The sequence below is a fragment of the Zavarzinella sp. genome (assembly GCA_041399155.1).
Taxonomy (GTDB): Bacteria; Planctomycetota; Planctomycetia; order Gemmatales; family Gemmataceae; genus JAWKTI01.
Genome location: JAWKTI010000001.1, coordinates 134,198 through 156,159 on the forward strand (window position 1 = coordinate 134,198; position 21,962 = coordinate 156,159).

Sequence of the window (21,962 nt, forward strand, 5' to 3'; positions counted from 1 at the left end):
GCGGGAAAGGGCGGATAGTTGATGTGTGAGGTAATTGCAGAACAGGGACAAGGCTGGTAGCTCGCCACTTTATTTGTTCCAGCATCATTTACTGGATTCTCATTTCTCCCTGCGGTACAATCGGTTAAGAAAACCTCTTCCAACCTGGAGACCTGGTACAATGTTGATTCGACGTTTGTTTACCACGCTGGCAATTCTTGCCACGCTGGGCATTTCGACCGCACATGCGGAAAATAAAAAGCTTTTGCTGGTGACCGATTCTGGTGGCTTCGTCCACGATTCTGTGGGCCTGGCCGAAGAAATCCTGAAGGAAATCGGCCCCAAAAATGGTATCGATGTCACCTGCTATCGATACACACGGGATTTGAGCGATAAAGCCACTTTTGAAAAGTATGCCGACAGTTTCCGGAAACGCACGGGTGTGGCAGTGGAACCAGCGAACTGTGGTCGAGTAAATGCAGAAACCTTGAAAAACTTTGACTGCGTTCTGTTCTTCACCACGGGAAATCCGTTGAACGAGCAGGAAGTGAAAGACCTGGTTGCCTGGGTAAAAGCAGGTGGGGCTGTTGCCGGCACCCACTGTGGCAGTGATACGCTGTATCCTTCCAAACAACGTCCCTGGAATGAAGGTTACGGCGAACTGATTGGTGCCTATTTTGATGGCCACCCGTGGCACCAGAAAATTAAAGTGGTTGTGGAAGACCCCAAGCATGCAGGTGCTGCCGGCTTCAAAACTGGTGATGAAATTACCGATGAAATCTACCAGTTTCGTCCGGAACCCTATTCCCGCCAGAAACTTCGCATTATCATGAGCGTGGATAACAGTTCCATTGATGTGAAGAAAGGCAAACGAAAAGACAACGATTATGCCATTGCCTGGTGCCGCGAAGTGGGGAAAGGTCGCACGTTTTATACGTCGCTCGGCCATCGCAAAGAAGTCTGGAAAGACGCACGATACCAGCAACACCTGATTGGTGGCTTGAAATGGACGATGAAACTGGCCGAAGGCAGTGCCGTACCCAGCGAAAAAGCGGTCAGCAGCAAACCCGAGTAATTATCTTCGTTGCCTGACACGAGCAATCCGAACAATTAGTGTCTACTGCTGGGCATCAGGAAAAGGCCAATCCCCCGTTACTGCCCAGATTTCGTAGCAGGCCAGCCAGCGCCAGGCTGCCTGAATCGCAAAAATACAGGAATATTTTGCAGGGTCCCACCGGTGATTGTCGCGGTGGGAACTTTGTCGCCACATGCACAGCACCTGATTATGTAACAGGTGAGGGCATGGACGCAATTCCGTAAGCACCCGCGTTTCTGGTGGTGCGGAAGGATAATCTGCCGGTAAGGTGGTCACCAGTTGGTAGGTATTATGACAGGGTTTTAATTTGTAATGCAGGGACATTCCCGCTTCCGAACGTTGAATTCGAATGCGAAAATCAGCCGCACGCTCGGCATTGTAACGTTCAATAACGGGCAATTCCACGCTCAGTAAGCGTTGTTTGCCTAACTGGCTGGTTAAAAGTCCCATCTGAAGATCAGGATACTGTTAGTAATGGACAGGAATGGAACGAATAGCATGAATCACATCGGCTGCGGGAACGCCTTCCGCGGTGCCAATAAATCCGGTGTGTTCCTGATCCATCAGCAGCGTGGTGCCTTTTTCAGCATTCCCACGCAGGGCTTCGTATAACAGGTCCCGTTCCGTATCGCTTAATGGTCGAAAATCCATCTTACCTACCTTAACAGAAATAACACTTTTATTTTACCTGCTTCGGCAAGAAGGAGCAAACCCAGTTGTGAAATATTTGAAAATCTATTTCCCAAGTCCCTGGAAGATCATGCCATGGACTTCTGCCGACGCACGCACAATGATCGACATACTGGCGGCGTGGTAAACAATATCGCCTTTCCCATCGGAGCCACCACCAGCCCAACTGGCAGGATCGATGGTGTCCTTGATCTGCTTAATCAACAGTTCTGCATTCTGCTGGGCCTGCAGTGGGTGCACAAAACCACTGCCACGGAAACCTGGGAAGTTTGCCCCACCTGCCAGCACATCACCCATGTAATACACCCGCGTTTCCATCGTGCGTGCGGCTTTATCGCGGGTCATCACCACAATTGTCTCGTCTTTGACAATGTAGGTCAGACCGTGCTGAGCCAATGCCAGGCGTAAGGCAGTTCGCACTGTGCCACGTGGCATATCCAGGGTAATCGCAGAGCTGTCATCCAGCATTGAATCAGCAAGGCTTTGCTGGTCGATAATAATCGGTTGTTTGATCTGTTGTTCCACCGATTTCAAAAACGTTTTCAGTGGGATATTTTTTTCCTGAATCGACGTGGGTGTTTTCAGGCCCACGATAATCTTTTTCATCCCCTCGGAAATTTTTGGCTTGCGTAGCTCGGTGATTTCCTTGAAATATTCTTTGTCAAACTCAATCACCGATTTCGGTGGAGTGCTGGCTACCTGCAAATCTTCGTAAGCTTTCCGCAGATTGGCGGCCTGCTGGGCGTGGATTTGCTTCACTTCCTCAATCGTGCGGGTGCGGGTCAGAAACCCTTCCAGCGTCAGCACGGTGGGATTGTTGGGGTATTTCCCCTTCAGAAAATCGAATTCTTTGGTGGCCTGGGCATTCGCACCTGCTTTGACCAGTGCCTGGATGGTGTCCATGCTGCGAAGGACATCTGCAAATTCCGTTTCGGATTGCTTTAATTGCTCCAGGGCAGCACGTTTTTCTGCAGCAGTCACTACAGGTTGAGTGGTGCCCCCACCTGGTTTGCCAGGTACCGTGGGGTTAACAGCAGGCACCGTGCCCACCTTCACATTGGCTGCCAACTGGTCTAACTGCAATTGCCACAAGCGTACTTTGTCGTCGGGTAACACAGGATCACGGAGCAGTCCCTGTGCCTGACGGATTCTTTCCAGTGCGGCGCCAGTGCGTCCGGCACGCACCAGCGTGCTGACATCCCGCTGACAGGTGCTCAGTTCGGTTTCAATCCGTTGCACAGCAATCTGCTGAATGCGTTCCTGCTGCTTCAACAGTGGGGATTGTGCCAGAGCCAACGTGGGCACCCCGCATAGTGCCATACTCATTAAGATCGCACGATATCGACGCATTTGATCACCTTCCAATTTACCGAACTGCTTATCCTGCAACTGTTTGCGTAAATTATTTCTCTGTCAATTGACAGGTGCAATCAAGATTACCCATTTTTACGCACAACTATATAACGTAGCAGGCATTGAAAACGTTTGTAAGCCTTTTTCAGCTTGATTTGCCATGATCAAACAATAATTTGAACGTGAAGTTGGAATTTTCCGCACAGAACGGTGGGTAACTGTGATAAAAATGAGCAAAAATTCATTTTTTACGCACAACTATACCAAACTTTTCTCTCCCACGTTCGTCTTAGGTGTGTGGAACGATTTTTTCTTAACAAATCTGAGTAGGAACAATGAACACAACATTATCACGTCGAAACTTTCTGGCTTCTGTGGCTGCTTTGGCAGCGAGTTCTCAAATTCGTGCGGAATCGGAGCCTGTCAGCATGGGGAAATTAATTTCGGCTGCTAACAATAAATTTGCAACAGATTTATACCCCCACTTGAATTCAGCGGGCAAAAATCTGTTCTTTTCGCCTTACAGCATCGAATCTGCACTAAGTATGACCGCAGCAGGTGCACGTGGGGAAACACTGGCAGAAATGGTGAAGGTTCTGCAACTTCCCGCTCATCCGCACGCAGGGTTTAAGGAAGCAAATGCCAGTCTGATATCTCCCGCACAGAAAAAATCTCATGAATTGGCCATTGCCAACGCACTCTGGGGTGCCACAGACATCAAATGGAACAACGCTTTTCAGCAGCTTACGGCAGAAAACTATGGTGCGGGTCTGATTCCCACCAATTTTCAGCAGCCTGAAGCCGCCCGCACCATTATCAATCAATGGGTGGAAAAACAAACCCGTGAGAAAATCAAAGATCTGCTGCCGAAAGGTTCGATTGATGCCAGCACAGCAATGGTGCTGACCAACGCAATTTACTTTAAAGGCACCTGGATGAAACCTTTCGAAAAACGGGCCACAATTGAGGCACCGTTTACCACCGAAACGGGAAAGAAAGTTGAAGTCCCGATGATGCGTCAATCTTTGGGTGCGTTATATCGGGAGAATGATGCTTACCAGGTGCTCGAACTGGACTACAAAGGCAACGAAATGTCGATGGTGCTGGTGCTGCCAAGCAAGACTTTCAATATTACGAAACTGGAAAAAAGTGCTACTGGCGACTGGTTGAATCAAGTTACCCAAAATATGCGTTTCGAGCAAACCGTGCAACTGAAGATGCCACGTTTTAAACTGGAAACGAACTACCGTCTGAACGATCCATTGCAGGATATGGGGATGAAATTGGCATTTGTGGCTGGAAAAGCAGATTTTTCAGGCATGCACGACACCGATGAGAAATTGTTCATTTCGCTGGTGATCCACAAGGCATTTGTGGACGTAAACGAAGAGGGAAGTGAGGCTGCCGCAGCAACTGGTGTGGTGATGGGGCGAACTTCGGCAGCAGTCCCACGTCCACCAAAAGTGTTCGATGCCAACCGCCCATTTCTGTTTTTCATTCGCAACAAAAAGACCAACATGGTACTATTTGCAGGCAAAGTGGCTGATCCCAGTTAATTCAGTGCGGAACCTCACAGAAATGAAGCTATTCTCATAAAGAGCAGTTTTCCCCAGCCAGGCACTCTTTGGTGCGGGCCGAATGACTCTCTGGGGCTGGTTTTGCAGGTTCAGGGGGCAGTTCATTTGCCAATTTCTGCTGCCGAATGGCTCCTTTCTTTTTTTGCCATTGGACAGTTGAATCGATGATGAACAGCAGCAGACCCACCCAGATGAAGCTGAAAGTAATCCAGTGGGCTGTGGTGAACGTTTCATTCAGCAATGCTACCGCACAGATGAGCTGCAATGTGGGGGATAAATACTGGAGAAAACCCATTGTCAGCAGTGAAATCCGCCGAATTCCCTGGGCAAAACAGATTAATGGAATGATCGTTACCAGTCCGGACAGGGCGATTCGGACATCAAGTGCCCGATCCGCACTGCCGAAGACCAGTGGCGACTGTGTGTTCCAGATCAGTAACAGGCAAAGTGCGATCGGCGAAAGGAGAAAGGTTTCGATGGTCAGACCCATAATGCCATCAACGGGGGTGACTTTCCGCACAAAACCGTAACAGGCAAAAGTAATTGCCAGATACAGGCTTATCCAGGGGAGTATCTGTAGCGAGGAAACCATGAAAATCATGCCACCAGCAGCCAGCAACAGTGCTACTACCTGCATGGGGCGTATCGATTCACGGAATACGGTGACACCCACCAGCCGCGTTGACCAGTGGCAAAATAAAATACCCCAGGCTCGCTTGGGTAACCTGTCCGGTCATTGCACTGTAGACGTAAACGTACCAGTTTGCGGAAACCAGCACCGCACTGAGCGCCAACCAGAGTGCCAGCCGACTTCGCAAAATGCGAAAAAGTTCATGCCAGCGGCCGAAAATGGTGATGATAATTGCAAGAAAAACCGCCGACCACAAAATGCGGTGGGCCAACAGTTCTTTGGGAGGACATTGTCGAACAGAATAGAAATAAAGTGGTACCACGCCCCAGGCAGCGTAAGCACCTAACCCGTAAAAGATTCCCGCCCGGGTTTGCGTCGAAACGTGCGACAACGAACTCTCCTCTGTAGATCCCTGTTAAACCAATAACTCCCACCGAACCTACAGACCAGTACCCACTACTTGGGGTTCGGTTCAGTCGGTTTTCAGGGTATATTTACCTTCAATCGCGCCTTTGGCTTCTTCATCGGAAGCTTCGCCCTTAAAATCGCTCAGCACAAAGGCTGCTTTTTCTGCCTTGACTTTGAAATTGAACGTGTACCCTTTTTCTTTTTCTACTGGGAAATCGCCTTGTTTGGAAAACTTTTCCAGAACACATTCATAGACACCTTCTTTGGTGATCGTGTACTTACATTCCAAAGTGCACCCCATCTCGCCTGCTTCTACCTTAATGACCAGTTTCTTCTCTTTTTTGAAGGTCATGGTCAGGGTTAATTCACCACTGTCGTGGATGTAGCTGCCCATCAACGGCTTTTCTTCGGCATGGGAAAATTGCCCCACCAACGCGAAACAGCCCACCAGGGCTGCAAAACAAAATGCCTTCATATCACCACTCCTGTAAAGGGACACAGTTAACGTAGCCTTTACAAACCAAAAAACCACAGGCTTCAACGAACCTTCATGAAGCCAAATACTTATTTGCTGGTAAAAGATGGATGAATGTTAACTGATATTATTATTACCCATTACACATTATTTTTCCGACATGTGGGGCTGGAGGTATGGTTCTAATTCTTTCGCCAGGGTGGTGCGGGCTCGGTAAACCAGTACCCCCGCGTTTGTTTCTGAAATCTGGAGAATCTGGGCAATTTCCTGCTTGGTGTTACCGAGTGCCCGTAATTCCACTGCTGCTCGTTGCAGTGGGGGTAACGTAGCCAGAATCTCTTCGATCCGCTCACTCAGTTCGGAACCCACCGCAATCTCTTCAGGCAGAAACTGCAACCGATCCACAAGGGGCAACTCGGCAAAGTCGTCCCCCATGGTCAGCGAGGCGATTTCCCGTTGTCGGGTGGTGGCGTTAATACACAAATTGGTGATCGTGCGGAACAGTATCCGCACCCCATCGTTCAGAATATCGTAATCGCCTGCCTTACGAAAAAGCCTCACCAGACTATCCTGCACAATATCTTCGGCATCGCTGGGGTTTCGCAACAATTTGCGGGCATACACCACCGCACGTGGGATCACCTGTATTGCCCAGGAGTTCAGTTCGTTCTGCTGGGTGGGATCGACCATGTTTTGTGGTGGCGATGCGGATGAAATTATTTTTAGCCTAACAGGTATACTGGTTTTTGTGGCCGGAAACGCCCAAAATCAGCCAATTTTTTGACTGCTGTTGGCGCTATCCCACCTCGATGTGGGATGCAACAGGAGTGAGTGGGATTTTTCCAGAACCAGCCAGTGCCAGCTTTTCCGCTACAAAACTGGCATCTGTCGAACTGACATCAAGGTGGGTAACCGCCCGCAGGGTATGTGGTCCCACAGCCATCAATTCGATATTGAAGTGCTGCAACGTGCTAACCAATTGTGCAGCATTGCCCAAAGTGGGGTCAATTTCAAACCACACCAGGTTGGTTTCTGGTGGGCCTTGTTCCAGTTTCAGGCCGGAAGCATTTTCAATGGCGTGTGCCAGTGTTTTGGCATTTGCGTGGTCGTCCTGCAAGCGTTCGATGTGGTGGTGCAGGGCATGCAAGGCACCTGCAGCCAGAATTCCAACTTGCCGCATGCCGCCTCCAAACAGTTTTCGCGTGCGGCGTGCCTCCGCAATGAAACTTTTCGATCCCAGCAGTGCGGAGCCAACTGGTGCCCCCAATCCTTTGCTGAAGCAGACCGATGCGGTATCGAAATTTCGACATAACTCCTTGAGAGATAAGCTACTTGCGATATGGGCATTCCAGATTCTGGCGCCATCGAGGTGCATTGCCAAACCGTGCTGATCTGCCCACTGGTAGATGCCATCAATCCATTCCAGTGGGTAAACCTTGCCACCCCCACGATTATGAGTGTTTTCTAATGTCACCAGTCGGGTGCGGGCATAATGTTCGTTATTTGGCCGTATTTTCCCTTCCAGATGCACATCACGCAACAAGCCGTTCGGTGCGGCAATCGGCCGGCAGGTGATGCCACTTAAAGTGGCAGGGCCGCCTGCTTCCCAGACATAAATATGGCACGTTTCGTCGCACAAAAGCTCATCGCCTGGGGAAGTGTGGCACCGAATGGCGATCTGGTTGGCCATAGTGCCGGAAGGAACAAACATTGCTGCCTGAAAACCGAGCATCTCTGCCACTTTTTCTTGCAGCTCATGGACTGTGGGGTCTTCATCAAAAACATCGTCGCCCACAGGGGCCTGGGCCATTGCCGCACGCATCTCGGGCGTGGGCCTGGTTACCGTATCACTTCGCAGGTCGATTCGACCCATCGCTATTCCTTTACTGGATCCCGTTGATTGTCAATGTACCAACGGTTATCAATTTTGCGAAAGTTTACGGTGCGGCCGGGGATATCCGGGTGGGTAATTGTAGCCGTCTCACCTGCTTCATTGAATGTTCCACCAGATTCGAATTTCTGCAACTGGGTGAATGTATCTGGTTCATCGACAAACTTCAGACGAATTGCTTCCGTAAGTCCTTGAAAATTCAAGCTGTTCGTTAAAAGACTGACCCGACGAAGCCGCTCTTCGGCATTGCCACGCTGGGCAGCTTCACCCAACTGCTGGTAAGCAATTTCTTCGTAGCTGGCGTAGGTTTCCTGTAACCGTGCATCGACAAATGTGGGCAACATTAATTGTGCGGCAAGATAGTCTAATCGTTTGTTTTCCATCGCCGTAAGTACCGATTCCAGAGTATCTTTAGGTGTTTTCTGGCTGTAGGTATCCGGATTAAACAACACCCCGTAGCGGGTCGTTCGATTGGTTTGTGCCATACTGAACAGCGGCAGGCACAAAATGGCAATAAATGCGTAACGCATGGAATTTCCCACAATACTATCTATGTACACTTAACCGATTCTCCGCACTACCGCAAGTGGCCGCAGGGGCCGATTGGCAGACTCTTTTGCCCCACAGGTGGTATAATCCCACATATGGCTGCAAATACATTTGGCGAACGATTTCGAGTAACCACCGCAGGGGTCAGTCATGGGCCGGGCTACCTGTGCATTGTGGATGGATGTCCGGCTGGTCTCCCACTTTCGGTGGACGATTTATTGCCCGATCTGGCCCGCAGGCGACCTGGTCAGTCAAAATATGTCACGCAACGGGACGAAGCGGACCTGCCGGAGATCATTTCAGGTGTATTCGCAGGGAAAACCGATGGCACACCAATCGGCATTGTGCTGCGAAATAACGACCAGCGCAGTGGCGATTACGGCGATATCCAGGACAAATACCGCCCAGGCCATGCGGATTACACCTTTGATGCCAAGTTCGGCTTCCGCGATTTTCGGGGTGGTGGGCGTTCCAGTGCCCGTGAAACGATTTCCCGTGTGGCAGCGGGGGCGATTGCCAAAAAACTGCTGGCAACGCGATCGGTGCGGGTGTTGGGATACGTCAAACAAGTAGGACAGGTGCGTTGCCCAGAAATCGACCCCACCATGCTGACGCTGGAACAGGTCGAAGCGAATCCCGTTCGTTGTCCGGATGAACCCACCGCACAGGCGATGATGGAACTGATTGATTCGGTGCGTAAAGACCGCGATTCGATTGGTGGGCTGTGCGAAATGGTTGCAGTGGGAGTCCCACCTGGCTGGGGGGAACCTGTTTTTGATAAATTGAAGGCCGATCTGGCAAAAGCAATGCTCTCTCTGCCTGCCGTGACCGCGTTTGAATATGGCATTGGCATGGCGGTGGCCACGATGCGTGGCAGCGAGCACAATGACCTGTTTCAACCTGCCCCACTCGGGGAACAGCCCCGTAGTCTGGCACCTGCCGTGGTTACCGCCACCAACCACCACGGTGGGATGTTGGGAGGCATCTCCAGTGGCATGCCCATAATCTGCCGAGTTGCGGTGAAACCCACCAGCAGTCTGCCAAGGTCGCAGCCCACTGTCGACCGTCATGGCCAGCCCACAGAGATTCTCACCCGTGGCCGACATGATCCGTGCCTCTTGCCACGCTTTGTGCCGATGGGTGAGGCAATGTTTGCCCTGGTACTGGCAGACCACATGCTGCGACACGAAACCAGCACTTTGAAGGAACCTCTCTGATCGGCTTACTCCTGATTCACTTCGCCACGGGCGCGGGTCAGCAATGCCAGAACTAAATCTAATGATGTCGAGGCTTTCAGGAATCGGATCGAGCCATCGCCCATGCAAATGTTTGCCCCACCGGTGTGAAATGCGTAAATTTCCTTGTCATTGATGCAGTTCACCGCACAGGGACCATAGGGATCGGTCTGGTTCACGGGATTGAAGCCGCCGATATGGATTCGACTGTCCGGATTCGCCCAGGGCCCACCTGCCCACGAACCGGTGGTGGCTCTCCCCTGAATAAAGCGACCATTTCGTCCCGCACATTCCGCCAGCATCATCGTATTGCTTGTGCCATCAGTGATACTGGCAATCGTTCTTACACCAGAACCATCAAGCTTCATGTGGCTCAAAATGCCAATATAATTGGGATCCGAAGTACTGACATAGGGTGCCATTGCGCCAGAAACAAAAGGATTGGGCCATACACGTTCGGTGGTGGCAGCGTAATCCAGCAAGCCCCGATTCGCATGGCGTTGGGTATCGCTTAGTGGCACGGACGGACAAACAAAAACATTAATTTTGTTACGTATTGCTCTGCCTGCCCCTGCATTGTCTGAAGCATCCCAGTTGACATCAAAATTGTACTGGCGGTGGATGGCATCCTGTTCGATAAACGGCAAGATGTGGGGAGTCCACGAATGTATGACTGTTTCCCCAGCAGGATTAAGACGTTGTTGTCGTGCTGCGGGCAAGCTGCCCAGCATATCATGGTGGTTATGTAGTGCCAGCCCCAGTTGTTTCAGGTTGCTGGTGCACTTGGCACGGTTGGCTGCTTCCCGCACCTTCTGGATAGCGGGCAATAACAATCCGATTAAAATCGCAATAATGGCGATAACGACCAACAATTCAATGAGAGTAAACGCTTTGCGTGAGAAAGGATGACGCACGTGAATCTCCAAAAAGAGTAAAGATGAGAATTAATTCATTTTGTTAGCCGAAACGGCTCCAATTGATTGGTTTTGTTCTGAACAGTGGCACGCAATAATTGGTGGCTCTGATCAGCGTATTTTTCGGGTAATTTGTTCTTGGGTTGGTCGGTGTTGCGGGCGTTTTCATCAAACCAGGAAACCAAAACAATGTATTCACCTGGAATGGCACCCGCACCTCGAGGGTGGGTCAATGTAAAGTTGCCTGAAGGATCGACTTTACCCGTGGGTCGTGCCTGATCTTCACGGTCACCATCCACGGGTACGAAAATGACCGTGGCACCTGCAGCGGGCTGGTCTTCAAAAAAGACCGCACCAGCAACAGGGTAAAGGCTGTTGGCAGAATCGCACCCAAAGCCAGACATGATCAAAATGCCCAGCGCCAGAATACGTACATTTAACTTCAGGCACATGGCGAACACCATTATCAGAAAGGTGTCTGAATGTTAATTGTTTCTTAAAAATAGGTCAAGCAGAAAATTAGAAATTTCTGAAAAGCAATTCGTCTGGCAAACTTCTTTGCCAAGAAATGGTATCTTAGGCGGTCTATGAGAAAAAATTAATTTCCAGCTTCTGTTTGCGAAATGCCGCGATAGATAAACTTTCGCAGCACCTGGGCCACGGTAGTTCCGCGTTTGCGGGCTTCGGCTTCAATTTCCAGGAGTTGCCAACGGGGGATCAACAGCGAAAGTTCCACCACTTCGGAAGAACCGTATAATGTGGTGGAGGTGCTGGAACCAACTGATGTATCGATGTCTGTAAGCATCTTACTTCCCCAACAGGCCGGTTTAGCAGTTCCACAATGTTCGGCCTGTGGGAACGAAGTGGTTACCGGTCGGCTTGACGCCGCGATTTACCACTATGCAAATATGTTGCCAATTCGTTTTCTAATTTTGAAGTAATAAATTCTGCACGCTCTGGATGGTCACGCAGAGCCAGGTCAACCCAGCCAATAATAGTACGGCACAAAAGTTCAGTATCGATCACCCGATTCGGCACACCAGTGGTGCGTTCCATACAAGCCGAAGTGTGCGATTGGGCCACGCGGAAGCGGTCTGCCGCTTCCCAAACTTTAATTTGGCCGTCAATCACCTGGTTAATAATCGATTTTTTTTCGGAAAGTCCCATCAAAACTGCAGATCGAAGAGGTTTTGGTTCCATACGTTTCGAAGGAATCAGAACTGCAGGTTCTTCTGTTAAAACAGACACAATCAACCTCAAAGTTTTAGGATTAGGTAAAGTTTCACGGTTAGTGGTTATCTAGCTCGGAAACTTAGGGTAGGTAGGGAAAATATCGGTACTGCGATAAATTTCCTGCACAAATAATCGTTACAGGCAACCTTCGCGCCAAATCAATGAAAAATTGGTAAAAATAGTGGCAAGTACTTAACAATTCATCGTTTGCGTTCGAAAACTGTGCCTGAGGATCACCCGGTTCCTGGGTTAAAGACCACCATACGCTAGCAGCGCATGCCATTATTTGCAGCACTGCATTATTATATCTGTGAAATGGCAAGTTCTTGCGCGATCTTTCAAATTATTTTTTTCCGGCCCACCTGGTGCTTCAATTTTGGGCAGAACAATGCCATTTTATCAGGCAGTGTGGCCAGGGATTCATTCTGCAATTCACTGATTGAACTTATTGAACTCAATACATTTGAAATGGACCACATCGTGCATTCAATTTAGGCACGAACGCCCGTTTTCTGAGCAGATTGCCTAATTTGACGTGCGGAACAGGCTTAATACTTCCTGGCGCATCGTGGGATCGGTCTGATAAATTCCGTGGGAAGCATACGTAATACAGGTGGTGCCCGGTTTTCGCACCCCACGTATGGTCATGCACGAATGTTCCCCTTCCAGCATTACAAGCACACCACGTGGGTCGATTTTTTCCAGAAGGATGTCTGCAATCTGCTGCGTAAGGCGTTCCTGAACCTGGGGTCTGCGGGCAAATTCCTCCACCACGCGGGCCAACTTGCTTAACCCCACCACTTTACCTGTGGGAATATAGGCAATGTGGGCTTTGCCAGTAAACGGCAGCATATGGTGTTCGCAGAAGCTAGTGAAGGAAATATCTTTCTGGATAACCACATCGTTATAATCAACGTCGAACTTTTTCTCCAGATGCACCCCTGGATCTGCCCGCAGGCCAGAAAACACTTCCGCATACATCCGTGCGACGCGAGCTGGAGTATCCAGCAAACCGTCGCGATCGGGGTCTTCTCCGACGGCCAGCAGAATTTCACGAACTGCTGCCTGAATCCGTTCGTGGTCTACCCCACTGTTCGGATGGCCATCCTGGGAATCCACATCAATATCGTGCTCAAGATGTCCAATATAGGGCACCACTAGTTGTCGGGAACTCAACGGAGAACCTCCACCCACATAGAGAGTACGCGGTATTATACAACTCTCCTGCCGGAACTGCTGAAATAACTTCACTACTTATAGGTGAGAGACCACCTGAAAGCAAAGTGGTTCAGAAGTGGGCTTTTTCCAATCTTTTCACTCGCCAATGCCATTTTTATCGCAATATTGCTAAATTGCAACTTTGCAATATTGCACTTAAAGCATTCCCATGCGCACATGTTGGGCAATTGCTGCCAGATCCATCAGCAGGGCAATTCCCATGTGCACACAGATCCCACCAAACAGCGAACCGGTGCGTAATGAGAGCACTCCCAGGAAGTAACCGCCAAAGATCGAACTGATCGCCTCGCCCATTGGTTTTTCGAAGTGCAGGAAACAATAGGCAGCAGCCATCGGCAACACGGCATGGCGATCCAGTTTGTGGGCGACGCCATGAATCATTGCCCCACGGAAGATCAGTTCAATGGCGATAAAGCGTGCCATGTACGATGGTTCGTAAAAGGCCAGTAATTGGGAATGCGACCACCCCAACGCCCCACTGTGCTTCCAGGGTTTCATCATGGGGTATTGTTCCAGAAAGGCAGGCAAAAAAGATGCCGCTGCGATCAAAGGCAGCATTAGAATCATACACACCGCGTATAGACGCCAGTGAAAACCCCTGGTGGTGAAGCCATACATAAATGGTGCCTGTCGACGATCCAGCACTCGCCACAGTACCCAGATCAGCACGAGACCCAGAATGACACGGTGCCACGAGATATAAACTGCACTCAGGTAACTCAAATCGCGACCAGTGAAACCGGTAAACTGGTCGGCCAGCTCCCTGAAAAATGTGGTGCCATATACCACACCTGCCACTGCCAGCCACAAGAGAGATCTGCCCCACATCGAAGCGGAAAGGAGTAATCGGCGGTCTTTGGAAAAAAACAGCTTAGGAATCAGAATCGCATAATAGGCCAGGCCGTAAAACGCCATCGTCCGCAGTGCACGCTCCCAGCCAGTGTAGTAAGAGACGTATTCGGTTTTGATATGCTCGGTATAGTTGATCGCTACCGATACACCCAGGAAGATGGCCGCCCACAGGTAGATCGGCCAGTAGAAATCCTGCTTCAAAAAATCCCGAACGTACTTTAATAATTCCTTCATCTTGGGCCACCCACTCCAGAATGAATCTGCGTCATCGGCTACAATAACCTACTGGTTATACAGAAATCACTCTTGCTTTCAGGATTGGGCAAAAAATTGAACGATTTCATTTATGGATTGCATCTGCCAAATTATTCTGAATCCACAAGTGATCACTGCTTCGGCACTGGTTGATTCGCTGTCCAGAAAATGGCATTGGTCAACAGGTGAAGGAAACTTGCTTCTTTGAAATCGTCCTGGTGGCCGAGGGAAGTATAAAAGATGCGGGCACCTTTGTGCTCCCGCACCCAGGTGATTGGTTCGGTGTGGCCAGTAATTGTGCCAGTCATCAGCACGGTCACATCCTTGGGCAAATCAGGATTTTTGTACAAGCTGCCGTTGGAAACATACGGTTTCACGCCTTCCAATGTGAGGTGCTGTTCTCCCACCTTTGTGTGGGCAATGGTGCATTTTTCTTTGTTGCTGTAATGGTTCTTATAGTTCCCACCAAAGATTTCCTTATCCATTTCCAGCCAGTTCTGAAAACCATGGCTGGCGGTGCGGATGCCCACTACGGGCTTGCCGGACTGCACATACTTTTTCACCATCTCCAGTTGCTTGCCATCAATTTTCAATCTGCGGGTGAAGAATACTGCCACGTCGCATTGCTCGAGTTGCTCGAGGCCCGGCAGATCAGTATCGGTCTTGCGAAACGCCCGCAGGCACTCCACCGGATAATTTTTCTCCAGGTGGGCCTGCAGGATCGCCAGCGATTTATCCGATTCGTATTCCAGGGAACCGGAAATGAGTAACACTTTCAGCTTCTTTTCTGTTTTCTCTGGTTGCTCCCCGCACGGTGGCTCGGGTTGTGGTGCCGGTTTCACAGGTGGGGGATCACTTGCCAGATAGGCCAGCAAATCGCGAATCTGTTCTTCCGACAACTGATCCAGAATCTTCTCTGGCATCAGCGAAACCCGCGATGGGTACATCTCTTCGATTTCGCTTTTGGCCACCGTCAGTTGCTGCACCTTATTGTCGATGTACTGGGAAATGCTGATGCGGCCTTCACCATCTTCTTTGGCGATCCCTGTCAGCTTGCGGCCATCCAGCAAATGGATCTGATTACTGACAAATTCCGGGCGTATGTAACCAGAAGGATCGACCATCTGGCTGAGCATATAATTCCGATTCTTACGATCGGCCGTGGTCAGGTCGGGCCCAATTTTTTCACCCTTCCCCTGAAACTGGTGGCAACTGGCACAGTGGGTCTGGAAGAGCTTTGCCCCACTGTCGAGGTCGGCCTTGCCCAACCGTGGGATCGACACACTCAGCCAGGTGATTCGAGCCTGCTTTTCCCCAGGCGTGGCGGGTGCGATCTGACCCCAGTGTTTCAGGATTTTTGCCTTGGTCGTGGCATCGTCGCTTTCCAACAGTGGTAACAGCAACTCTTTGGGAACCTTTTGTGCCAGTACAGGTGTTTGATCGATCTGGGCAAACAACTGGTTGGCTGTTGCTGGCCGTTGAAACAGCACCCGAAGTGCTTCAATCTGCATGTTGCGTGAGAACTGCTGCCACTGTGCCAGCAGGTAATCAGCAATTTCACCCTGACGATAAAACCGGCTCAGCGATGTGAGTGCGGCCAGGCGTAGTACATCCGGTTCGTTGCCTTTCAGGATTTTTGTCAGCACTTCCACAGTGCCTGGGGATTGCAGTTCTCCCAGCAGCTTGATCGATTCGATTCGCTTGGCTGGCGGCACTTTGGCATCCCCCACTTCGGTAAGGATGCGTTTTGTCGCAGTGGGATCGCTGTAACGGAGGAGGATTTGTTGAAAATCGCGATTATTGGCGAAGTCTTCGGACTTATCATTCAGCCAATGTTCCAGCCAATGTTCTGCCAGTTGTGCTTTCTTACCTTGGTGGGAGATTGCCATTCCTTTCAGGATTCCAGGATACGCATCTTTAGGAAAACTGGAAAGCATGAACAATAACGCTCGGAATCCATGCTCCTTTGCCATGAATCGTTGAGAAAATCGTTCTGCGAAAAATGGGTTCTGGATGATCGGTATCAGATACGAGTAATCCAGAGAGTTGTTGTTGGGATTTTCCTGTAAGTTATATTTCGAAAATGCCTCCTCAATCGACCACCATATCATTAAGGGTAGGTGGGGATCTTTCTGCAATTCTGGTCGTTGTGCTAATTCTCGGGAAATTGCCAAATTGTAAACCATTGAGTATTTTTTGGCAGTACAAGCCAACTGGCTACAGACACGAACTGATTGTTCTGTTTTTGCAAAATCAACCAATTTTTCAGCATACTTATCGGGGGTGATATTGACTGTATTTCCATACAGGGGATGTGTTGAATAATCTCTTCTCATTTCACCGGGCCGTCTTACAGGTGCCGGGACAGAGTAGTCTTTCATCAACCGGACAGCCCATTCCCGCATCGCTTCATCTGGATGCTGAAGCACCTTTAACAACGCATCACCGGAACATGGTGCAATGCCGTGGGCTGCCCAGAGCAATTCCAGTGCAAACGTCCCGCGTTGCTGCAGGCACATCTCCAACATATTGTCGTGGTCTTTGGGTGTGCCAATTTTAGTCAGCCACAGGCGGGCCTCATTGCGGTACCACTTATTGGGGTGCTTCAAGTAATCAATCAACTGATCCACATTCAGTTTGGAAAAATCAAACTTTGGTGGGGGCTGATACTTGCCATATTCAATCCGATAGATTCTACCGCTGGTCTTATGCCAGGTATCTAACGGGTCCAGGTGAGCCGCACGTTTGTCGTACCAGTCGGCAACATAAACGCACCCATCTGGCCCCTGAAAGCAATCCACTGGGCGAAACCAGATGTCGGTGGTGGTCATCAGGTCGCCACCATGTTCTGCCTGAAAAGTGGAACCATCACGTTCCATCTTGTGCCAGTAGATCGCGTTGGAAAGCAGATTGCCTGCAATGTACTGATTGTGGTATTCCTTGGGGTACAAATCTGCCTGATATATCACCCCGCCGCACGTGACGTGGCCACCTTTGAAGTTGCGATACGGCACGTGGTCGAAATAACCATAGGTATGTGGGTTGTGCAATGGGCCGTGCTTCGAAAAGCCTTTCACATAATAGCCCCCCTGCACCTGGTGCAGCATCGCCTTACCACCATAGTTGGTGCCCGCAATCACCTGACCAGTGGCATCAAAATCCAGACCGTAGGTATTGCCCCCACCTTCCGAGAATAGTTCAAACTGTTTGGTTTTGGGGTGATAACGCCAGATCCCCTGCTGAAATTCAATGATCGGATCATCCGGGCGTGCGGGATTCTTAATCTTGGCAGTCACTGTGCTCCCGTGGGCACCATACAACCAGCCATCTGGCCCGAATTGCAGCGAATTGGCATAAGAGTGGGTGTCTTCCATGCCAAAGCCTTTCACCAGCACTTCAGGATCGCCATCGGGAATATCATCGCGATTTTTGTCGGGGTAAAACAGCAGATAAGGTGATTGCAGCACGTACACGCCATCGGGTGCCAGGGCAAAGCCCGTGGCCAGGTTCAGGTTATCCAGAAAGTCGTGGGATTTGGTAAACACGCCTTCGGCATTCGGTTCGGAAAGAATCGTAATGCGATCAACCCCCTTCGGCCCCACAGGTGGTGGCTCTGGCACACGATCCCACACGGTGCGAAGGTAACGATCCTGCGAGACTGCCTTTAGCCCAGCTGGGTTAGGGTATTGCAGGTATTGCAGCACCCAAAGTCTGCCGCGATGGTCGAACGACATGCTGAGAGGTTGCCGCACCAGTGGTTCGTGAGCAACGCACTTCGCTGCGAAGCCTTTGGGCAGAACCATTTGCTGTTCGGCCTGCTTCGGTGGAGTCACCTGGGCAGCTAAGGGCATTGTGAATAAAAGTATTACGGCAATTCTGATGGTGGTGGGTAACATGGCAGATTCTGATGAAGTAATTGAAATTGAATGTAACTGGTTTGGGCGGTTGTTGCAAGCAAAAGCTGCAATGAAAACCGATTAACGGCCACGAATGCCGTGGTATTCCAGTGGGAAAATATAATCTTTTCGTAAGGGATAGCCTTCCCAGTCTTCAGCCAGAAGAATGCGCCGAAGATCCGGGTGGCCGGTAAAAATAATCCCAAACAGGTCGAACGTTTCACGTTCGTGCCAGTCGGCTGCGGGCCAGATGTCTGCCACCGAAGGCACTTCCGGCAACTGATCCACCACATCATCTTTCCAGCGTGGGAATTGTAGCTTCAGAGTAAACCGACAATTGTGCGTGATACTGGTCAGGTGATACACCACTTCCAGGTGGGGCTCAAAACCTGCTTTGGGCAGCTTTTTGGCATCGGTTTCCAGGTAATCGACCCCACAGACGCTGTTGAGCATATCGAACTTCAGCGTGGGTTCATCCCGCAGAAACAGGCATACTTCCCGCAACTGATCTGGCGAGATCACACAATACGGATCAAGTTTCTCCGCACCATTCTCCAGGATGGCATCAGGAAATCTGTTCTGCAAGATCTGGCACACTTCCGCGCTGGTCATGGCAAGTCCCTCTAGGCTTTCGCTGGTTTGGCGGCTTCTTTGTTCTGCACCAGAAACTGCAGTGCGGCGGGTTCGTTGGCGATTGTTTCCGGCAATTTCACCCCGCCGGTGCGTTTTGGCACGGGCAACGGTCGCTCGCCTTTGGTAATGACGTTCATTGTGCGAACTTTATCTTGAATCCGCATCAGCCCTTCCAGCAGAGCTTCTGGACGCGGGGGACAACCGGGAATGTAAACATCCACAGGCACCACCAGGTCGACGCCTTTGACCACATTGTAGCCATACTTGTAGTATGGCCCTCCACCGCACGTGCAGGCACCCATGGCAATGACAAATTTGGGATCGGGCATCTGGTTGTACAGTCGACGCACGCGGTCGGCCATTTTCATATTCACGGTGCCTGCCACAATCATCAGATCTGCCTGACGCGGGGTGGCACGAAAGGCACCTGCACCAAAGCGATCAATATCGTAGCGACTGGCACCGGTAGCCATCATTTCTATGGCACAACAGGCCAGACCGAAGGTCATCGGCCAGAGACTGCCCTGCCTTGCCCAGTTAATCGCTTGTTCCAGCGATGTGGTAATGAAAGAATCTTCAAATCGATGTTCGAGCATGCCCATGTCAGGTGGCCTCCACCGTAGAAGGTAGCGTGGTGTGATGTTCAACCGAAGTGCCAGTGGTCGCTTTTACCCATTCCAGATCGCCCACTTTCCAGAGGTAGGCGAAGCCCACCAGCAGGATACTGAAGAAGACTGCCAGATCGAGAAACGCGATGCGGGAAGCGGTTTTCGCTGCAGCAGTTGCTGGGCCAATTTCTCCCACACTCGGTGGGGCCTGTGAACCATTCATACGCTGATGAATTTCCTGCCGCACTTCTGGTGGGGTGTTTTGCTCTGCGAGTTGATTGGTACTGCCGAACACTGCTGCCCATGGGAAGAAAAACACAACTTCCACATCGAAGATAATAAACAGCAGCGCAACCACGTAAAAGCGAAGGTCGAATTGAATCCACGATTCACCAATCGTGGGCTCGCCACATTCGTAGATATCGCCTTTTTCCTGGTTTGGCTTCGCTGGTCGCAGTAACTTGCCCAGCAACATATTGATGAACAAAAAGCCCACGCCGATGGCAATGAACACCAGCAGAATAATGACTAAGTCGGTCATGATGCGTTCTTTTCCTCCTTCGGTGGCACGGCTTCCTTGGGAGGATCGGGTGGTTTGGTCCAGACAGGCAGGGCAATCTTTTTCGATTCGTGTACAGCAGTGGGGGATAGTGTTGCCTGGCCCCACGCCACATCCAGTGGCAGCCGGGCATAATCCACAATGCAGCCATCGCGGGAATAACAACTCAGGTCGAAGTTCGAACCCATAAAAATGCAATCCACCGGACAGGGATCGACGCACAGCGAACAAAACATGCACTTCGTGTAATCGATTTTGAAGCCGGTCAGCACAAAGCCTTTGCCCGCTTTATTTTTTTCTTTTTCGATGTAAATGCAATCAACCGGACAGGCCCGGGCACATTTGTCGCACCCAATGCAGGTGGTGAGATCATACCGATGGAAACCACGATAACGCGGGCGGATCGGCACAGGTTTTTCAGGATATTCAAAATGCTGGGTGAATGGTTGGCGACGAAATGTCTGCACCATTGTAAAGAAGGTGACGTACATCCCCGCACTGACGCTTTTGATGGCCACCCAGACATTGTGGAACCAGGTTTTCATACCGTTACTCCTGATATCAGTGCGAAAATTATTTTATGAAAAATACTGCAGCATACACCACGATACCAACAAGCACGATGAAGTCTGCCTGTAACGACAAAGGTTTGCTGGCCACTACATAACCGCTGTCAGGTGGCGGAACTTCTACCCCACTGAGCGATGGCTGCCACGGTTTCGCTTTGGCAACATTATCTTCTGAAAGTATTTCTCCGCTCGTTTCCGTAGTTATTGCGTTTCCGTCACTGCCTGGCTCTTCTTTTTTCTCAAGATAACACCGGGTTTGATACAACGCATAACCACAGCACGCTACCAACAGTGCCGATGCTAACAGAAACATGGTTGGGTTCAATAGAAGCTGATCTTCAAACGGTTGCAGAATAGGCACACCCAACCCCTGGTTCAGGTGCAGGATAATTAAGCCGTTGTTCAGAAAGTGCATCAGGATGGGTGTCCAGAGTGATCTGGTAGCAATGTACGACAGGTGCAGAAAAATGCCCATCAGAAACGCACCCATGGCCTGAGCAGGAATAATGTGCACCGCACCGAATAAGATCGAACAGGAAATAACACTTGGCCAGATACTGCGATATCGCTGGCCCATCCCCTGGCCCAGGTAAGCCCGGAACCACATTTCTTCCCCAATGCCGGGCATCACACCAACGACAAATAACCCCACTGGCCACCAAAGTGGTTTGAACAGTTCTGTCATCTCATCAAGGCCTGGGATATCGACCTTACCAAATGCCTGTTCAAAGCGTTCTGCCAGCCAGGAAACACCCGCGTCAAAGCCAGTGCTGAGGGAAAGGAGTCCCACCATGCCGATCAAAATCAGGAGAAGATGCCTGCCACTGGGCAGACGATTCAATGCCACACGTGCCACCCAGCCACGGCCACTGTGGTAGCGCAGCATCAAAATGGCGAAAGCCAGCCCCAGCAGTTGGGTAAACGCCAGCCCCACCATGGTCGCGTTGACCATCGCGGGATCTTTAAAGATATCCTCCATAAACTTAGCGGTAGCTTCGGGATTACCTTGTAACTGGGGATTTTGTCTGGTTTTTTCGATAATCACATAAAGCATCACGGGCAGCATGATCAAACTGCCGATGAGCTGGGAAATTCCAAAATAAAGTAGCGTCCAGACGCACGCCATTCCCAGGCGGAAACCCGGTTTACGTGGTGCGACCACGTAATCACGCCGACGCCCACGCCGCCTGGGTAGGGGTGGGGGAACACCCGCACCGTCATTGGCTTCGGGAAGTGGGGCTGGCTCATCTTGGGTCGACATACTTTTCTATCCTTCAGCACCGTGACTTTGTGCTATTGTAGTTGCCCATTCAGTGGACT

Annotated in this window: 24 protein-coding genes; 3 read left to right on the forward strand and 21 right to left on the reverse strand. The window is 50.4% G+C overall.

The genetic code is table 11. The annotated features are described in order from the left end of the window. Positions 1-160 precede the first annotated feature (160 nt). Complete coding sequence (locus R3B84_00600; protein ID MEZ6139044.1) at positions 161-1,054, forward strand: ThuA domain-containing protein; 894 nt, start codon at positions 161-163, stop codon at positions 1,052-1,054. A 42-nt stretch (positions 1,055-1,096) separates the two neighbouring features. Here R3B84_00600 and R3B84_00605 read toward each other — a convergent pair whose 3' ends face one another. From R3B84_00605 to R3B84_00615, 3 genes are all read right to left on the reverse strand, one after another. Further along, positions 1,097-1,525, reverse strand: a complete 429-nt coding sequence (locus R3B84_00605) for a hypothetical protein (protein ID MEZ6139045.1) — start codon at positions 1,523-1,525, stop codon at positions 1,097-1,099. Between the two features lie 18 nt (positions 1,526-1,543). Next, positions 1,544-1,726: a hypothetical protein gene (locus R3B84_00610; GenBank protein ID MEZ6139046.1), complete on the reverse strand. Its 183-nt coding sequence runs from the start codon at positions 1,724-1,726 to the stop codon at positions 1,544-1,546. 84 nt (positions 1,727-1,810) lie between these two features. Next, positions 1,811-3,115, reverse strand: a complete 1,305-nt coding sequence (locus R3B84_00615) for a hypothetical protein (GenBank protein MEZ6139047.1) — start codon at positions 3,113-3,115, stop codon at positions 1,811-1,813. Between the two features lie 338 nt (positions 3,116-3,453). On the opposite strand from R3B84_00615, the gene R3B84_00620 reads away from it, so the two are divergent. Beyond that, on the forward strand, positions 3,454-4,674 hold the full coding sequence (locus tag R3B84_00620; GenBank protein ID MEZ6139048.1) for a serpin family protein: 1,221 nt from the start codon (positions 3,454-3,456) through the stop codon (positions 4,672-4,674). 34 nt (positions 4,675-4,708) lie between these two features. Here R3B84_00620 and R3B84_00625 read toward each other — a convergent pair whose 3' ends face one another. The 6 genes from R3B84_00625 to R3B84_00650 form a co-directional block, all read right to left on the reverse strand. Further along, entirely contained in the window at positions 4,709-5,332 is a 624-nt protein-coding gene (locus R3B84_00625) for an EamA family transporter (protein MEZ6139049.1), read from the reverse strand. Between the two features lie 13 nt (positions 5,333-5,345). Beyond that, positions 5,346-5,717 (reverse strand): EamA family transporter, encoded by a 372-nt coding sequence (locus tag R3B84_00630; GenBank protein ID MEZ6139050.1) that lies wholly within the window; start codon positions 5,715-5,717, stop codon positions 5,346-5,348. Between the two features lie 81 nt (positions 5,718-5,798). Continuing rightward, positions 5,799-6,275 (reverse strand): hypothetical protein, encoded by a 477-nt coding sequence (locus R3B84_00635; protein MEZ6139051.1) that lies wholly within the window; start codon positions 6,273-6,275, stop codon positions 5,799-5,801. An 81-nt stretch (positions 6,276-6,356) separates the two neighbouring features. Continuing rightward, positions 6,357-6,899 (reverse strand): RNA polymerase sigma factor, encoded by a 543-nt coding sequence (locus tag R3B84_00640; protein MEZ6139052.1) that lies wholly within the window; start codon positions 6,897-6,899, stop codon positions 6,357-6,359. A 106-nt stretch (positions 6,900-7,005) separates the two neighbouring features. After that, entirely contained in the window at positions 7,006-8,082 is a 1,077-nt protein-coding gene (gene ltaE / locus R3B84_00645; protein MEZ6139053.1) for a low-specificity L-threonine aldolase, read from the reverse strand. A gap of 2 nt (positions 8,083-8,084) precedes the next feature. Then, a complete protein-coding gene (locus R3B84_00650) occupies positions 8,085-8,630 on the reverse strand; it encodes a hypothetical protein (GenBank protein MEZ6139054.1) in 546 nt (181 codons plus the stop codon). Positions 8,631-8,744: 114 nt separating this feature from the next. On the opposite strand from R3B84_00650, the gene aroC reads away from it, so the two are divergent. Next, a complete protein-coding gene (gene aroC / locus R3B84_00655; protein MEZ6139055.1) occupies positions 8,745-9,866 on the forward strand; it encodes a chorismate synthase in 1,122 nt (373 codons plus the stop codon). 5 nt (positions 9,867-9,871) lie between these two features. Here the strand turns inward: aroC and R3B84_00660 are convergent, their stop codons facing one another. The 12 genes from R3B84_00660 to R3B84_00715 form a co-directional block, all read right to left on the reverse strand. Beyond that, the gene (locus R3B84_00660; protein ID MEZ6139056.1) at positions 9,872-10,798 is read right to left on the reverse strand and encodes a DUF1559 domain-containing protein; all 927 of its coding nucleotides are present in this window, start codon (positions 10,796-10,798) and stop codon (positions 9,872-9,874) included. 35 nt (positions 10,799-10,833) lie between these two features. Continuing rightward, positions 10,834-11,250 carry a hypothetical protein gene (locus tag R3B84_00665; protein MEZ6139057.1) on the reverse strand — a complete coding sequence of 139 codons (417 nt, stop codon included), beginning with the start codon at positions 11,248-11,250 and terminating at the stop codon, positions 10,834-10,836. A 146-nt stretch (positions 11,251-11,396) separates the two neighbouring features. After that, entirely contained in the window at positions 11,397-11,603 is a 207-nt protein-coding gene (locus R3B84_00670; protein ID MEZ6139058.1) for a hypothetical protein, read from the reverse strand. A gap of 62 nt (positions 11,604-11,665) precedes the next feature. Beyond that, on the reverse strand, positions 11,666-11,965 hold the full coding sequence (locus R3B84_00675) for a hypothetical protein (GenBank protein ID MEZ6139059.1): 300 nt from the start codon (positions 11,963-11,965) through the stop codon (positions 11,666-11,668). A 591-nt stretch (positions 11,966-12,556) separates the two neighbouring features. Continuing rightward, complete coding sequence (gene folE / locus R3B84_00680; GenBank protein MEZ6139060.1) at positions 12,557-13,207, reverse strand: GTP cyclohydrolase I FolE; 651 nt, start codon at positions 13,205-13,207, stop codon at positions 12,557-12,559. A 198-nt stretch (positions 13,208-13,405) separates the two neighbouring features. Continuing rightward, positions 13,406-14,356, reverse strand: coding sequence for a CPBP family intramembrane glutamic endopeptidase (locus R3B84_00685; protein MEZ6139061.1), 951 nt, complete (start codon positions 14,354-14,356; stop codon positions 13,406-13,408). 152 nt (positions 14,357-14,508) lie between these two features. Then, entirely contained in the window at positions 14,509-18,273 is a 3,765-nt protein-coding gene (locus tag R3B84_00690) for a ThuA domain-containing protein (protein ID MEZ6139062.1), read from the reverse strand. An 81-nt stretch (positions 18,274-18,354) separates the two neighbouring features. Further along, positions 18,355-18,885, reverse strand: coding sequence for an NADH-quinone oxidoreductase subunit C (locus R3B84_00695; GenBank protein ID MEZ6139063.1), 531 nt, complete (start codon positions 18,883-18,885; stop codon positions 18,355-18,357). 11 nt (positions 18,886-18,896) lie between these two features. Then, positions 18,897-19,502, reverse strand: a complete 606-nt coding sequence (locus tag R3B84_00700) for an NADH-quinone oxidoreductase subunit B family protein (GenBank protein MEZ6139064.1) — start codon at positions 19,500-19,502, stop codon at positions 18,897-18,899. A gap of 7 nt (positions 19,503-19,509) precedes the next feature. Next, on the reverse strand, positions 19,510-20,055 hold the full coding sequence (locus R3B84_00705) for an NADH-quinone oxidoreductase subunit A (protein MEZ6139065.1): 546 nt from the start codon (positions 20,053-20,055) through the stop codon (positions 19,510-19,512). Next, positions 20,052-20,618, reverse strand: a complete 567-nt coding sequence (locus R3B84_00710; protein ID MEZ6139066.1) for an NADH-quinone oxidoreductase subunit I — start codon at positions 20,616-20,618, stop codon at positions 20,052-20,054. The genes R3B84_00705 and R3B84_00710 overlap by 4 nt, the downstream gene beginning before the upstream one ends. Positions 20,619-20,646: 28 nt before the next feature. Beyond that, positions 20,647-21,903, reverse strand: coding sequence for a type II CAAX endopeptidase family protein (locus R3B84_00715; protein ID MEZ6139067.1), 1,257 nt, complete (start codon positions 21,901-21,903; stop codon positions 20,647-20,649). Positions 21,904-21,962 lie beyond the last annotated feature (59 nt).